The sequence below is a fragment of the Paraburkholderia sp. HP33-1 genome (genome assembly GCF_021390595.1).
In the GTDB taxonomy this organism is placed as follows: Bacteria; Pseudomonadota; Gammaproteobacteria; order Burkholderiales; family Burkholderiaceae; genus Paraburkholderia.
Window position 1 is genome coordinate 986235 of the sequence record NZ_JAJEJR010000002.1, and the last position, 14791, is coordinate 1001025.

Consider the following 14791-nt stretch of genomic DNA (forward strand, 5'->3'; position numbering starts at 1 on the left):
CGTGGCAAAGGAAAGCAGTCAGAAATTCATCGCGCGCAATCGTGCGCCGCGCGTGCAGATCGAATACGACGTCGAAGTCTACGGTTCGGAGAAGAAGGTCAATCTGCCCTTCGTGATGGGGGTGCTGGCGGATCTGTCGGGACAGCCCGCCGAGCCGCTCGCGCCGGCCGCCGAACGGAAGTTTCTCGAGATCGACGTGGACAACTTCGACGAGCGTCTCAAGTCGATGAAGCCGCGCGTGGCGGTGCAGGTGCCGAACACGCTGACGGGCGACGGCAACGTCGCAGTCGATCTGACCTTCGAGAGCATGGACGACTTCACGCCCGCCGCGATCGCCCGCAAGGTCGAGCCGCTGCGGCAACTGCTGGAAGCGCGTACTCAACTGGCCAACCTGCTGACCTACATGGACGGCAAGACCGGTGCCGAAGCGCTGATCGCCCGCCTGCTGGAAGAGCCCACGTTGATGAAAGCACTCGCCGCGCAGCCGCGCGCCGACGCGCCGTCCGACGATACGTCCAACCGCGCTTCAACTACCGGAGCATGACGCGATGAACGATTTCAGCATCCAGCAACAGACGAGCGAGTCTGTGATCGAAGCGGCGCCCGAACTCGACGATTTCTCCGCGCTGCTGCAAAAGGAGTTCAAGCCAAAGTCCGATCGTGCTCGCGACGCAGTCGCGAACGCGGTGCGCACGCTCGCCGAGCAGACGTTGCGCGACACCGGCGTGATTTCCGGCGATGTCCTCGCGACCATCGAGGCGCTGATCGCGCAGATCGACCAGGCGCTCACCGGGCAGATCAACCTCATCCTGCACAGCGAGCCGTTCCAGCGGGTCGAGAGCGCATGGCGCGGCCTGCATTACCTCGTCAACAACACGGAAACCGACGAGTCGCTCAAGATCCGCGTGCTGAACATCTCCAAGGCGGAGCTGCACAAAACGCTGAAGAAGTACCGCGGCGTCGCGTGGGACCAGAGCCCGCTCTTCAAGAAGCTCTACGAGGAAGAGTACGGCCAGTTCGGCGGCGAGCCCTACGGCGCGCTGGTCGCGGATTACTACTTCGATCACAGCGGCCCCGATGTCGACCTGCTTACGCAGATCGCGAAGATCGCGGCGGCGGCGCACGCGCCGTTCATTGCTGGCGCGGACCCGGCTGCGCTCCTGATGGAATCCTGGCAGGAACTCGCGAACCCGCGCGACCTGACCAAGATCTTCCAGACCCCCGAGCATGCCGCGTGGCGCTCGCTGCGTGATTCGGAAGATTCGCGCTACATCGGCCTCGCGATGCCGCGCTTTCTCGCGCGCGCACCCTACGGCGCGAAGACCGACCCGGTCGAGGCGTTCGATTTCGAGGAAGACACCGCGGGCGCGAACAGCAGCAAGTACGCGTGGGCGAACGCATCGTATGCGATGGCGACGAACATCACGCGCTCGTTCAAGATGTCCGGCTGGTGCTCACGCATCCGCGGCGTCGAATCGGGCGGCGCGGTAGAGGGGCTGCCGGTGCACGCGTTCCCGACCGACGACGGCGGCGTCGACATGAAGTGCCCGACCGAGATCGCCATCAGCGACCGGCGCGAGGCCGAACTCGCCAAGAACGGCTTCATGCCGCTCGTGCACAAGAAGAACTCGGACTTCGCGGCATTCATTGGCGCGCAGTCGCTGCACAAGCCGGCCGAATATGAGGATCCGGACGCCACCGCCAACGCGAATCTCGCGGCGCGGCTGCCGTATCTGTTCGCGTGCTGCCGTTTCGCGCACTACCTGAAGTGCATCGTGCGCGACAAGCTCGGCTCGTTCAAGGAGCGCGACGACATGGAGCGCTGGCTGCAGAACTGGATTCTCCAGTACGTCGACGGCGACCCCACCCACTCCTCCGATGACACCAAGGCGCGCAAGCCGCTTGCCGACGCGCAGGTCGTCGTGGAGGAAGTGGAGGGCAATCCGGGCTACTACACGTCGAAGTTCTACCTGCGCCCGCACTACCAGCTCGAAGGTCTCACGGTGTCGTTGCGGCTCGTGTCGAAGCTGCCGACTGCCAAGACCGCCTGAGTCTCGTCGCGCCCACTGATCCTGCTGGAGAGCCGCTCATGTACGAACCTTCCGCCCGGGACCGCCTGCAGCCGTCGTTGCTGGACCGCCTGACTGATCTCGAACCGCACGCGCGTCATGAATCCCGCGAGCGTCGCGTGATCTCGGCGCGCGCGCTGCGCGACAGCGTGCAGCGCGACATCGGCTGGCTGCTGAACGCGAGCGCTCTCGGCGCGGGCACGGACGGGGCGGACTTGCCGCATGTCGCGACGTCGGTGCTGAACTACGGTCTGCCGGACCTCGCCGGGCGTGACGTCGCCGCGCTCACGGCGGGTACGCTGGAGCGCCTGATTCGCGACGCCTTGTGGGCCTTCGAGCCGCGGCTCGCGCGCGAATCGGTGCGCGTGACGGCGATCGACGATGCGAAGGGCGCGAAGGGCGCGAAGGGTATGAGGGGCGGCCATGTGATCCGCTTCGAGATCGAGGCGGACCTGTGGTCGCAGCCGTATCCCGAGCGACTTTTCCTGCGCACGGAACTGGATCTCGAAGCGGGCGAGGCGCGCGTTTTCGACGCATCGAGCATGCGCGCCGGGTCGGCCGGGGAGCAGCAGGCATGAACCCCGAGTTCCTCAAGTACTACAGCCAGGAGCTCCAGCACGTACGGGAGATGGGCGGCGAATTCGCCGCCGCATTTCCGAAGATCGCCGGGCGGCTCGCACTGGACGGCGTCGAATGCGCGGACCCGTATGTCGAACGGTTGCTGGAGGGCTTCAGCTTCCTCGCCGCGCGCGTGCGGATGAAGCTCGAAGCCGAGTTCCCGCGCTTCACGCAGCATCTGCTGGAACTGGCGTATCCGCACTATCTGGCGCCGACGCCGTCGATGGCGGTCGTCCAGCTTCAGGCGGACCATGCGAACCCGCAACTCGCCGCCAGCGCCGATGGGATTGTCGTGCCGCGCCATACGGCGCTGCGCAGCATGCTCGACAAGTCCGCGTCGACGCGCTGCGAATACCGCACCGCGCATGCGCTGACGCTTTGGCCAGTCGAGATCGCGCACGCCAGGTTCTTCACGCATGCAGGTTCGCTCAACGCGTCGTCGCCGGCGTTGCCCGCGGGCGTCAAGGCGGGATTGCGCCTGCGGCTGCGCGCGACCGGCTCGCTCGGCTTCGACCGTCTCGCGCTCGATCGTCTCTCGCTCTATCTGCGCGGCCCCGACGGCCTGCCGGCACGTCTGCACGAGCGGCTTCTCGCGCATTGCGTCGGCGTCGCGGTGATGCAGCCGAGCAATGGCGCGAACGCGGCGGCCACGCTCGGTCTGTTGCCGAAAAGCGCGTTGCGGCCGCTTGGCTTCGCCGAGGACGAGGCGCTTCTGCCGGTCGGCCAGCAATCGTTCGACGGCTATCGGCTGCTGCAGGAGTATTTCGCCTTCGCGCCGCGTTTCATGTTCGTCGAACTGGCCGGCTTGCGCGACGCGCTGCGTCATTGCCGCGGCCAGGACGCGGAGATCGTGATCCTGCTCGATCAGGCGGACGCGTCGCTCGAACGTGGCGTCGACGCAGCCAATTTCGCACTCGACTGCACGCCCGCCATCAACCTGTTTCGCCGCCGCACCGACCGCGTCGCGCTTTCGGAAACGGAGTTCGAGCATCACATCGTCGTCGACCGCACGCGGCCGATGGATTACGAAATCCATCAGATCGACGAAGTCACCGGCTACGGCGCGGGCACGGCTGCGGAGAAGCAATACCGGCCGTTCCACTGCGCGAAGGACCTCGACATGCCGGGCGAGGGCGGCGCGTTCTATCAGTTGCGCCGTGAGGCTCGACGCGCGTCGGCGCGGCAGCAGCAGAACGGCGCGCGCAGCAGCTACCTCGGCAGCGAAGCCTTCATCGCGCTGGTCGATGCGGCGGGTGCGCCGCAGGGCGGCGAAGTGCGTCAGCTCGGCATCAGCGCGTGGTGTACGAACCGCGACCTGCCGCTGTCGATTCCGCTCGGCGCGGGCTCGACCGACTTTACGCTCGATGCCGAAGCGCCCGTCACCGCCGTGCGCTGCGTCGCGGGGCCGAGCCGGCCGCTGCCGTCGTTCGCCGAGGGGCCGGCTGCATGGCGGCTGCTCGATCATCTCTCGCTGAACTACGCGTCGCTCGTCGATGCGAACGAGCAGGAAGGCGCCCGCGCGCTGCGCGAACTGCTCACGCTGTACTGCCCGGCCGATGACGCCGCCGCGCACCGGCAGGTGGAGGGACTGCGCTCGGTGTCGTGCGCGCCTGTCGTGCGGCGCTTGCCTTCGCCGGGGCCGATCGTCTATGGGCGCGGCCTCGCGATCACGCTGCGCTTCGACGACGCCGCGTTCGAGGGCGCGAGCGCGTTCCTGCTCGGCGCGGTGCTCGCGCGGTTCTTCGCGCAGTACGTGTCGATCAATTCGTTCACCGAAACTCACGTCGCGACGCTCGCGCGCGGTCCGATCATGCAGTGGCCAGCGAGGACCGGACGATGCGCGACGCTTTGACCATCGACGGCGTGCTCGCGCGCGACGCCCGTCGCTTCGACTTCTTTCAGGCGCTGCGGCTGATCGAGCGGGCGCATGCCGAGCGTCCGCGCCTCGGCCGGTCGCTGGCCGCGCGCGACGACGCCGTGCGCCTGTCGCAAGACACGGAGCTGATCTTCCATCCGACCACGCTCGGCGACTACGTGCCGGGCGAGAACGGGCAGCCCGGCCGTCTCGCGGTGAATTTTCTCGGCCTGCTTGGACCGAACGGCCCGCTGCCGACCCACCTGACCGCCTATGTGCGCGATCGCGCGCGCAACGCGAACGATCCGACGCTCGCGCGCTTTCTCGACGTGTTCCATCACCGGATGCTGTCGCTCTTCTATCGCGCGTGGGCCGACGCCCAACCGGTCGTGAGCGCCGAGCGTCCGCGCGACGATCGGTTCGCGGATTACGTCGGCAGCCTGTTCGGTCTGGGCGCGCCCGCGCTCGCCGATCGCGACGCGGTGCCTGATTCCGCCAAGCGTCACTTCGCGGGCGTGCTCGCCGCGCCGACGCGCCACGCGGACGGTCTGCGGCTGATTCTCGCGCGCTTCTTTGGTGTGAACGTGTCGATCGAGCCGTGGCGCGGCCACTGGATCGCGCTGCCGGAGGACGCCCGCACGCGTCTCGGCGGCGCGCAGCTTGGTGTATCGACGGTCGTCGGTACACGGGTGTGGGACTGCCAGCACAAGTTCCGCATTGCGATCGGACCGCTTGGCTATGCCGACTTCGCACGCTTCCTGCCGGGCGGGCAGAGCCTCACGAAGCTCGTTGACTGGGTCCGCAACTACGTGCGCGATCCGCTCGACTGGGACATGACGCTGCATCTGAAGCGCGACGAGGTGCCCGCGCTGCGGCTGCAAGGGACGGCCACGAACGGCTCACGTCTCGGCTGGAACACGTGGCTCACCAGCGGTGCGCCGGTTCATGACAACCATCGGGTCGTGATCGCCGGGCAGGCGGGAGCGAGCCATCGCAAGGAGACTTCTCATGACTGAGATCAGCCGCACGGCGTTGTTCGGCAAGCTCGATTCGCTTGCCTATCGCGCGATCGAAAACGGCGCCGCGTTCTGCAAGCTGCGCGGCAATCCCTATGTCGAGCTGGCGCACTGGATGCATCAGATCCTGCTCGCGGCGGATTCGGATGTGCGGCGCCTCGTGCGTCATTTCGAGCTGGACGAGACCGCACTCGAGCGCGATCTGACAGCCGCGCTCGATCGTCTGCCGCGCGGCGCGACCTCTGTTTCCGATATCTCCGCGCAAGTCGACGAAGCCGTCGAGCGCGGCTGGGTCTTCGGTTCGCTGATGTTCAATGCCGCGAAGGTGCGCACCGGACACCTCGTGATCGGCATGTTGCGCACGCCCAACCTGCGCAATGCGCTTTACGCGCTTTCGCGTCAGTTCGAGAAGATCAGCTTCGATGCACTGTCCGGCCGCTTCGACGCGCTGCTCGAAGGTTCACCTGAAGCGCATGCCGCTACCGCCGATGAGTCGGTGGCGCCCGCGGTCGTACCGTCCGGTCAGCAGGACGCGCTGACCCGCTATACGGTCGATCTCACCGCCGAGGCGCGCGAGGGTAAGTTGGATCCCATCGTCGGACGCGACATGGAGATTCGCCAGGTCATCGACATTCTCATGCGCCGGCGCCAGAACAACCCGATCCTCACGGGCGAGGCAGGCGTCGGCAAGACGGCGGTGGTCGAAGGTTTCGCGCAGCGTATCGTCGCGGGTGAGGTGCCTCCCGCATTGCGCGACGCCGTCGTGCGCACACTCGACGTCGGTCTGCTGCAGGCGGGCGCGAGCGTCAAAGGCGAGTTCGAGAGCCGGCTCAAGCAGGTGATCGAGCAGGTGCAGGCGTCGGCAAAACCGGTGATTCTCTTCATCGACGAAGCGCATACGCTCGTCGGCGCAGGCGGCGCGGCTGGCACCGGCGATGCCGCCAACCTGCTCAAGCCAGCGCTCGCACGCGGCACGCTGCGCACCATCGCCGCGACGACGTGGGTCGAATACAAGAAGCACATCGAGAAAGATCCGGCGCTCACGCGGCGCTTCCAGGTGGTCAAGGTGCCGGAGCCTTCCGAGGCAGGCGCGATCGCGATGATGCGCGGCCTCGTGGGCAAGATGGAGCGGCATCACGGCGTGCAGGTGCTCGACGAGGCGGTGGAGGCTGCCGTGAAGCTCTCGCATCGCTTCATCCCGGCGCGGCAGTTGCCCGACAAGGCGGTGAGCCTGCTCGACACGGCCTGTGCCCGCGTCGCGGTGAGTCAGCAGGCGCTGCCGCCCGCCATCGACGATGCGAAACGGCGCATCGAGACGTGGCAGACCGAAAGCGAGATCGTGACGCGTGAAGCGGCGCTCGGCATTGACACGCAAGAACGGGCCGCCGATGTCGCGGCGCGTCTCGACGCCGAGCGCGCGCGCCTCGCGGATCTCACCGCGCGCTGGGAAACGGAGCGCGCGCTGGTCGTGCGCATCCTCGCGGCGCGGCGGTCCATCGAGGAGGGCGGCGAGGGCGAAACGCTTTCGCAATTGCAGGCGATGAGCGCTGAGCTCGCGGAACGTCAGGGCGAAGCGCCGCTCATCTTGCCGGGCGTGGATGCGCATGCGGTCGCGTCGGTGGTGCAGGACTGGACCGGTATTCCGGTCGGCCGCATGGTCCGCGACGAAGCCGCGAGCGTGCTCGATCTGGCGGCGACGCTGAACCGCCGCATCGTCGGGCAGCGTCACGCGATGGAGATGATCGCGCGCCGCGTGCAGACCGCGCGCGCCGGGCTCGACGATCCCTGCAAGCCGGTCGGCGTGTTCATGCTGGCGGGCACCTCGGGCGTGGGCAAGACCGAAACTGCGCTCGCGCTTGCCGAAGCGCTGTATGGCGGTGAAGACAATGTCATCACCGTGAACATGAGCGAGTACCAGGAGGCGCATACGGTGTCGCTGCTCAAGGGCGCGCCGCCGGGATACGTCGGCTATGGCGAAGGCGGCGTGCTCACCGAGGCGGTGCGGCGGCGTCCCTACAGCGTGGTGCTGCTCGACGAATTCGAGAAGGCCCACCCGGACGTGCACAAGCTCTTCTTTCAGGTCTTCGACAAGGGCCGCATGGAAGACGGCGAAGGCCGCGAGATCGATTTCAGCAACACGCTGATCCTGCTCACGACCAACGTCGGCACCGAACTCATCACGCATCTGTGCGGCGGCGGGCGTGAGGCGCCGTCGCCGGAAGAGATCGCGCGAGCACTGCGCACCCCGCTGCTCGACGCGTTTCCTCCCGCGTTGCTCGGACGCGTCGCGGTGATCCCGTATTACCCCCTCGACGACGCGATGCTCGATGCGGTGATCCGTCTGCAACTCGCGCGCATCGGCCGGCGCATCGAGCAGCAGTATCGCGTGAGTTTCGCCTACGACGACGCGGTGGTCGGCCTGATTGCGCGACGCTGCACGGAACTCGCGAGCGGTGGCCGGATGATCGACGCGATCCTCACCAACACGCTGCTGCCGCGTGTGAGCAAGGAATTCCTCGGCCGTCTGGTCGAGGGCAGCACGGTCGGGAAAGTCGAAGTCGGCGTGTGCGACGGCGACTTTACCTATGCCTTCGACTGATATTGAACAAGGAGCCAGCCATGCCACAACAAGTCAGCATGGGCGCGACACTGCAATGCTCGTTCGGCATGGCGCCGTCGGAGCTCGTCGTGCTGCCCATAAACCGGGTGCTCTGTGAAGGGCCGCTCGCCGCGAACATCATGGATCACGTGCCGCTCGTGAACATCATGCCGTTCGGCATGTGCACGTCGCCGGCGAATCCGGAGGTCGCCGCAGCCACCGCCGCCGCGCTCGGCACGCCGACGCCGATGCCTTGCGTGCCCGTGACCGTGTCGCCGTGGGTGCCCGGTGCGCTCAACGTGCTGCTCGGCAACCAGCCGTCGCTCGACAACGTATCCACCTGCCAGTGCATTTGGGGCGGCGTGGTGACGATCGTCGATCCGGCGACCTGCGAAACGCAGATTCCCTGACAGCGAGGCCGGCGATGACGCTCACCGATACCGATCGTGTCGCGCAGGTGACCTGCGCACTCGGCAAGAACGCGCTGGTGCTCTATCGGATGCGCGGAGTTGAGGAGCTCGGACGGCTCGCGCAATGGGATGTCGATCTGCTCGCTGATCGGTCGAATCTCGACATCGCCAGGATGCTCGGCAGCGACTTCTCGCTGTCGCTGGAGATTCCTGGCGGCGGCACGCGCGAGTACAACGGCATCGTCACGGCGTTCGAGCTGGCGCGTGCGGCGAGCACGCAGCCCAACCGTCCGGCGATGTATCGCGCCACGGTGCGCCCGCGCCTCTGGCTGCTCACGCGCGCGTCGCATTGCCGCTTTTTTCACCAGATGACCGTGCCCGCGATCATCGGCAAGGTGCTGGCCGACTATCACATCGACTTCGAGAACAAATGCTCGGCGACGTATCCGAGCGTCGAGCATTGCGCACAATATCGCGAGACGGATTTCGATTTCGTGAGCCGGATCGCCGAGCGAGAAGGCATTTACTACTTCTTCGAGCATCAGGGCGGCAAGCATCGGCTGATTCTCACGGATTCGTCGCAGGTGCACGGCGCGACACCGCATTGCGCCGCGCTGCCGTTTCGTCCGCAGCCGGCGATGCCGCACGAGCACGAGTGGGTCTATGCATGGTCCACCGGCGGCGAAGTCGCCACGGGCATCGTCGAGATCAACGACTACGACTTCGAGAAGCCGTCGCAATCGGCGCAGCAGGGTCTGGTCGCGCGGGCGTTGCGCAGCACGCCTTTCGACCCTGCCGTCTACGCGATGCAGGAGCACGCGCCCGGCTATACGCAGCATGAAGACGCCGAGCGACTGGCGCGCGCGCATGCCGAGACACATCAGGCGTCCAACGTGTTCGTCAGCGCACGCACGACCGCGCGCGCCATCTGGCCCGGCGGCCTCGTGCGGCTGACCGGGCACCCGCTGGAGCAGCAGAATCGTGAATACCTCGTCGTTTCGGCCGAGTACGCGATCAATTCGGATGACTATCTATCCGCGCTCGACCCGAACAACCGGCCGCCAGTATTCGATTGCGCCTTTCGGGCACTGCCGCGCGACGCCGGATTTCGCGCCGCGCGCAGTACTGCGCGAGCGCGCGTCGCGGGGCCGCAGACAGCGGTGGTCGTCGGGCCGAACGGCGAAGAGATTCACACCGACAAATACGGGCGCATCAAGGTGCAGTTCCATTGGGAGCAGCTTGCGCCGGAGGCTTCGCGCGAGTCCTTGCAGCGCTGCTGGGTGCGGGTCGCGCAGCCGTGGGCCGGCAAGGGCTATGGGGCGTTCTTCCTGCCGCGCATCGGTCAGGAAGTGCTGGTGCATTTCATCGAGGGCGACCCGGACCAGCCGCTCGTGATCGGCAGCGTCTACAACGCCGCGCAGACCACGCCGTACGAACTCGCCGCGAAGATGGCGCGCACCACGCTCAAGAGCAATTCGACGAAGGGCGGCAACGGCTTCAACGAAATGCGTTTCGACGATACCAAGGAGGCCGAGCAACTGTTCTTCCATGCCGAGCGCGATCTGGAGACCTGGGTGAAGCACGACGCCCTGACGCGCATCGGCAACGAGCGCCACGTGATTGTCGAGCACGACGATCTGGCGCGCTGCGGCGGCAATCGCAGCGATGCCGTGCAGGGCGACCAGCGGGTGCGGATCGGCGGCAAGTATTCGCTCGATGTCGGCGGCGACACGCAACACAAGAGCGGGGCGAATATTTTGGTGGGGGCGGGTGTTAACGTCGATATCAAGGGCGAGGCCAACGTGACCGTCGAGGCGGGCGTGACGCTGACGCTCAAGGCGGGCGGCAACACGATCGTGCTGGGGCCATCCGGCATCGCGATCAATGCGGCAGGGCCGGTGTCGATCGATGGCGTGGTGGTGCAGATCAACTGTGGCGGCGGGGGCGGCGGGGCGGGTGCGGCGAGCGCGTCGCCCGATGCGCCCGCCGATCCCCGCCAGGCCGACGACGGCTCGAAATGAACGCGCACGGAGAAGTCCTCATGTATCTGACGCTCACGCTCGACACGTATCAGGGCAGCGCCCCCGATGTGCCGCTCGCATGCCGCTTCGGCGCGGCGGGCGGCACCATCGGGCGCGGCCCCGACAACACGATGGTGCTGCCGGATACGGCAAAGACCGTGTCGCGTGTGCAAGCGCGGATCGACAGGACCGAGGACGGCTGGCGGCTCGCCGACCTCGGCACCAATCCCAGCCGGCTCAACGGGAGGCCGCTCACGAGTGATCGGCCCGTGCCGCTGGCCAACGGCGACTTGCTCGAGATTGGCGGCTACCGGCTCGATGTGCGGACGTTAGAGCCCGCGCCCGCCGAAGCCTTCGACGCGCCCCTCGGCGTGCATGACCGCCGCGATTTCGATCCGCTCGACCGGTCGAGCCAGCGCGAGGACGCGCTCACGGAGACGTTCGCGCACGATCCGCTCGCTCGCGCGGCGGTGCTTGCGGATTGCCCGCTGCCGGGCCCGCGCTTCGATCCACTCGCCGCGACGCTTGGCGACGCGCACCCGGCGCACGAAGCGCCGCGGCGCTTCGACGGGCACGCGGTGTTCGCCGGTTCCGGCAGCGATCACGTGCCGCCCGAGCAGTTCGCCTACGTGCCGCCTGCCGGCGCGATGACGCATGCGCCGGCGGGCGGCATTCCGCACGACTACGATCCGTTGGGCGATGTCGCGCTCGCGTCTTCCGCGAGCGCCGCGTCCGGGCCGCTACGCGAACCGGTGCAGCGCCCCACGATCCCGGCTGCCGCACCGTCCCGCGCCGCGCCGGCGAGCGGCGTTGCAGCCAATGATGCCAACGCCGAAGCGGCCTTCGCGGCGTTGCTCGACGGCCTGGGCGTCGATGCCGGCGCGCTCGCCGGGCGCAACGCCGCCGAGGTCGCGCGTCTCGCGGGTGCGATGTTGCGCACGGCGGTGCGCGGCGTGGTCGACGTGCTGCTGTCACGCTCGATGCTCAAGCGCGAGATCAGCCTCGACACGACGATGCTGGTCCAGCGCGACAACAACCCGCTCAAATTCTTCCCCGACGGTGACGGCGCGCTCGCGCAGATGCTGCGCGGCGCGAGCGCCGGATACCTGCCGCCGCAGACGGCACTCGAAGGCGCATTCGACGATATCCGCCGCCACGAGGTCGCGGTCCTCGCGGGCACGCGCGCGGCGATGCTGCACCTGCTCGGCCGCTTCGACCCAAAGGCAATCGTCGCTGCCGACACACGGCGCGGCAGGTTCGACTGGCTGCCCGCATGCAGAAAGGCGCGCCAGTGGGACCGTCTGGTTGCGCTGCACGCCGAGCTCGCGCGCGCGAGCGCCGACGACCTTCAGGCTCTGTGCGGCAGCGCCTTCAACGACGCATACGAGCGGCAGGTGAACGGCCGCGCCGACGTGATCCCGCTGGCTCCTTCAATCCGATAGTGAGGCGACGATGTCCTGGAACAACAAGGTGATCTGGTCGGAAGGCATGCTGCTTCAGCCGCAGCATCTGCAACAGCATGACCGCTACCTGCGCGCGCAGATCGACGCGCGCTGCGCCGCGCTGCGGCCCTATGCGTTCGGATTCTCGGAGCTCGCGATCGACGTGGAGCAACTGAAGCTCGGCCGCATCGCGCTGACCTCGTGCGCGGGCGTGTTGCCCGATGGCAGTCCGTTCCGACTGCCCGCCGACGATGATCTGCCGCTGCCGCTCGCCGTGCCCGAGGACGCGCGCGATCTGACGGTCGTGCTGGCGCTGCCCGTCGCGCGCCGGGGCGTGCCTGAGGCCGCGCATGGGGCGCACGCAGAGGGCACGGGCGGCCATGATGGTTTCGCGCGTCACCGCATCGCGGAGACCGAAGTGCTCGACAGCAACGACGGCGCCATCGGTGCCGCGCTCGTGCAGGTCGGCAAGCTTCAGCTACGGCTCGCGTTCGAGCGGGACGTGGTCCATGCGCACACGTCGCTCGGCATTGCGCGTATCGTCGAGCGCCGTGCGGACAACAGCCTCGTTATCGATTCCGCCTACGCGCCGCCTTGCCTCGACTATCGCGTGTCGCGCCGCTTGTGCGGCTTCGTCGACGAACTCGTGGGCCTCATGCATCAGCGCGCCGATGCGCTCGCCGCGCGCCTTGCCCAGCCCGCCGCGACCGGCGCGGCCGAGATCGCCGACTTTCTGCTGCTGCAGGTCCTCAACCGGGCCGAGCCGCTGTTCGCGGGGATCGCATCGACCACCGGCCTGCATCCGCATGATCTGCATCAGCACGCGTTGCAGCTGGCCGGCGAGCTCGCGACCTTCAGTCAGTCCGGCAAGCGTCCCGCCTCCTTTCCGGTCTATCGCCACGAGCGGCTCGACGAGACCTTCACGCCGCTCATCGACGCGCTGCGTGGCGCGCTCAGTGCCGTGATGGACCCGCATGCGGTGCCGATCGCGCTGGAGGAGCGCAAGTACGGCTTGCGCGTGGCGATCGTGCCGGACCGCGAGCTGTTCGCCTCAGCGAGCTTCGTGCTTGCGGTGAAGGCCGATCTCGCGCCGGCCGTGCTGCTCAATGGCTTCCCGCAGCAGGCCAAGCTCGGGCCGGTCGAGCGCATCCGCGATCTCGTCAATCTCCAGTTACCGGGTATCGCGTTGCGTGCGCTGCCGGTGGCGCCGCGCCAGTTGCCGTTCCATGCGGGCTTCACCTATTTCGAGCTGGAACGCGGCGGCGAGTTGTGGCGGCAGTTCGCCACTTCGGCTGGCGTCGCGTTGCACGTTGCAGGTGACTTCCCCGGGATCGAGCTCGAGTTCTGGGCAATCCGCCCATGAGCGCGGCCGGTTCTGGGCCACATTCGACGAAGGACCTCACCGTGAACGCACCGACCTTTCCGCAAGCCGGCTTCGACCCGGACGACACCATCCTGATTCCGCAACCGGGCGGGCGCACTGCGACGCGTCGGCGCAATGAGGAGCCCAATGAAGAGCGCAATGAAGAGCGCGAGCAACCGGCGCCACGCGGCGCCCGCTCGCCGGTACTGCCGGTCGCGGCCGGCCTGAACCCGCTCGTGCGCGCCGCGAATGCGCTGCTCGAACTTGCGCTGCCGCTGCGCCAGCGCGCGGCGATCGCCGATATCGAAGGACTGCGCGCCGAGCTTGCGCGGATGGTGCGTACCTTCGAGCAGGACGCGCGCGCGAGCGGCATCGATACCGAAAAGCTCGCGGCGGCGCGTTACTGCCTGTGCACCTGCATCGACGAGGCGATCTCGGGCACGCCGTGGGGCAGCGGTGTATGGGCGAGCCGCAGCCTGCTCGTCACCTTCCATAACGAAGCGTCGGGGGGCGAGCGCTTCTTCCTGATCCTGCAACGACTCGCACAAGACCCGGCGCGCAACGTCGACGTCCTGGAACTGCTGTACGTGATCCTGTCGCTCGGCTTCGAAGGGCGGTATCGCCTGATCGACGGCGGGCGCAGCCAGCTCGAATCCGTTCGCGAGCGGCTCGAGCGCATCATCCGCATTCAGCGTGGCGCTTTCGAGACCGAGCTGTCGGTGAACTGGCGGCCCGCCGAGCGCGCGCGCAGGCCGCTCGGGCAGCGTATGCCGCCGTGGGTCTGCGCCGCGCTCGCGGCTGTCGTCGTGGTGGCGACGCACATCGTGCTCGCGCAGAGCCTGAACCGTACCTCCGACCCCGTGTTCGACGCGCTCAACCGCATCCGGGTCAGCGAGCGCCCCGCAGTACAGGCGAGCGTGATCGCGCCTGCCGCGATGTCCGCCGCCGCCGCGACGCTGTCGACGTTTCTTGCGCCCGAGATCCGCCAGGGGCTGGTCTCGGTGCGGGAGACGGCGGACCGCTCGATCATCACGATTACAGGCGACAACCTGTTCGCGTCCGGCAGCGCAACGCTCGATCCGGCCTACGACGCGTTGATCGGACGCATCGGAGAGGCGCTGAAAAGTGTGCCCGGCAAGGTCGTCGTCACGGGCCACACTGATGACCAGCGGCTCCTGTCCGCGCGCTTCCCGTCCAATTGGCATCTGTCGCAGGCGCGCGCCGAAAGCGTGCGCGCGATGCTCGCGTCTTTCACTGGCGCACCCGCGCGCTTTTCCGCTGAAGGGCGGGGCGACGCCGAGCCGCTCGCGTCGAACGACACGCCCGCTGGCCGCGCGAAAAACCGCCGCGTCGAAATCACGCTGCTCGCGCCGGGCGCGTCCTCGTGACGCGCGGCGC

The 14791-nt window shown here is 67.7% G+C and carries 11 protein-coding genes; all 11 read left to right on the forward strand.

The annotated features are described in order from the left end of the window. Position 1 precedes the first annotated feature (1 nt). From tssB to tssL, 11 genes are read left to right on the forward strand one after another with little or no spacing between them, the layout of a single operon-like run. Positions 2–544 (forward strand): type VI secretion system contractile sheath small subunit, encoded by a 543-nt coding sequence (tssB, locus tag L0U81_RS20540; protein WP_233805349.1) that lies wholly within the window; start codon positions 2–4, stop codon positions 542–544. Positions 545–548: 4 nt separating this feature from the next. Then, entirely contained in the window at positions 549–2051 is a 1503-nt protein-coding gene (gene tssC / locus L0U81_RS20545; RefSeq protein ID WP_233805350.1) for a type VI secretion system contractile sheath large subunit, read from the forward strand. A 38-nt stretch (positions 2052–2089) separates the two neighbouring features. After that, positions 2090–2647 (forward strand): type VI secretion system baseplate subunit TssE, encoded by a 558-nt coding sequence (tssE, locus tag L0U81_RS20550; protein WP_233805351.1) that lies wholly within the window; start codon positions 2090–2092, stop codon positions 2645–2647. Beyond that, positions 2644–4539, forward strand: coding sequence for a type VI secretion system baseplate subunit TssF (gene tssF, locus L0U81_RS20555; RefSeq protein WP_233805352.1), 1896 nt, complete (start codon positions 2644–2646; stop codon positions 4537–4539). The genes tssE and tssF overlap by 4 nt, the downstream gene beginning before the upstream one ends. Next, entirely contained in the window at positions 4524–5558 is a 1035-nt protein-coding gene (tssG, locus tag L0U81_RS20560) for a type VI secretion system baseplate subunit TssG (protein WP_233805353.1), read from the forward strand. Before tssF ends, tssG begins: the two co-directional genes overlap by 16 nt. Further along, on the forward strand, positions 5551–8157 hold the full coding sequence (gene tssH, locus L0U81_RS20565) for a type VI secretion system ATPase TssH (protein ID WP_233805354.1): 2607 nt from the start codon (positions 5551–5553) through the stop codon (positions 8155–8157). Before tssG ends, tssH begins: the two co-directional genes overlap by 8 nt. 20 nt (positions 8158–8177) lie before the next feature. Further along, positions 8178–8567, forward strand: coding sequence for a DUF4280 domain-containing protein (locus L0U81_RS20570; RefSeq protein ID WP_233805355.1), 390 nt, complete (start codon positions 8178–8180; stop codon positions 8565–8567). Positions 8568–8581: 14 nt separating this feature from the next. After that, the gene (locus L0U81_RS20575; RefSeq protein WP_233805356.1) at positions 8582–10588 is read left to right on the forward strand and encodes a type VI secretion system Vgr family protein; all 2007 of its coding nucleotides are present in this window, start codon (positions 8582–8584) and stop codon (positions 10586–10588) included. Between the two features lie 20 nt (positions 10589–10608). Continuing rightward, positions 10609–12030: a type VI secretion system-associated FHA domain protein TagH gene (gene tagH, locus L0U81_RS20580; RefSeq protein WP_233805357.1), complete on the forward strand. Its 1422-nt coding sequence runs from the start codon at positions 10609–10611 to the stop codon at positions 12028–12030. A 10-nt stretch (positions 12031–12040) separates the two neighbouring features. Further along, positions 12041–13393 carry a type VI secretion system baseplate subunit TssK gene (gene tssK, locus L0U81_RS20585; protein ID WP_233805358.1) on the forward strand — a complete coding sequence of 451 codons (1353 nt, stop codon included), beginning with the start codon at positions 12041–12043 and terminating at the stop codon, positions 13391–13393. Between the two features lie 41 nt (positions 13394–13434). Next, complete coding sequence (gene tssL / locus L0U81_RS20590) at positions 13435–14781, forward strand: type VI secretion system protein TssL, long form (protein ID WP_233805359.1); 1347 nt, start codon at positions 13435–13437, stop codon at positions 14779–14781. Positions 14782–14791: the final 10 nt, after the last annotated feature.

What these genes read in the sequence shown, in the direction of transcription:
- tssC (WP_233805350.1), top strand. Translation starts at nt 549, where the DNA reads ATGAACGATTTCAGCATCCAGCAACAGACGAGCGAGTCTGTGATCGAA.
- tssE (WP_233805351.1), top strand. Translation starts at nt 2,090, where the DNA reads ATGTACGAACCTTCCGCCCGGGACCGCCTGCAGCCGTCGTTGCTGGAC.
- tssF (WP_233805352.1), top strand. Translation starts at nt 2,644, where the DNA reads ATGAACCCCGAGTTCCTCAAGTACTACAGCCAGGAGCTCCAGCACGTA.
- tssG (WP_233805353.1), top strand. Translation starts at nt 4,524, where the DNA reads ATGCGCGACGCTTTGACCATCGACGGCGTGCTCGCGCGCGACGCCCGT.
- tssH (WP_233805354.1), top strand. Translation starts at nt 5,551, where the DNA reads ATGACTGAGATCAGCCGCACGGCGTTGTTCGGCAAGCTCGATTCGCTT.
- L0U81_RS20570 (WP_233805355.1), top strand. Translation starts at nt 8,178, where the DNA reads ATGCCACAACAAGTCAGCATGGGCGCGACACTGCAATGCTCGTTCGGC.
- L0U81_RS20575 (WP_233805356.1), top strand. Translation starts at nt 8,582, where the DNA reads ATGACGCTCACCGATACCGATCGTGTCGCGCAGGTGACCTGCGCACTC.
- tagH (WP_233805357.1), top strand. Translation starts at nt 10,609, where the DNA reads ATGTATCTGACGCTCACGCTCGACACGTATCAGGGCAGCGCCCCCGAT.
- tssK (WP_233805358.1), top strand. Translation starts at nt 12,041, where the DNA reads ATGTCCTGGAACAACAAGGTGATCTGGTCGGAAGGCATGCTGCTTCAG.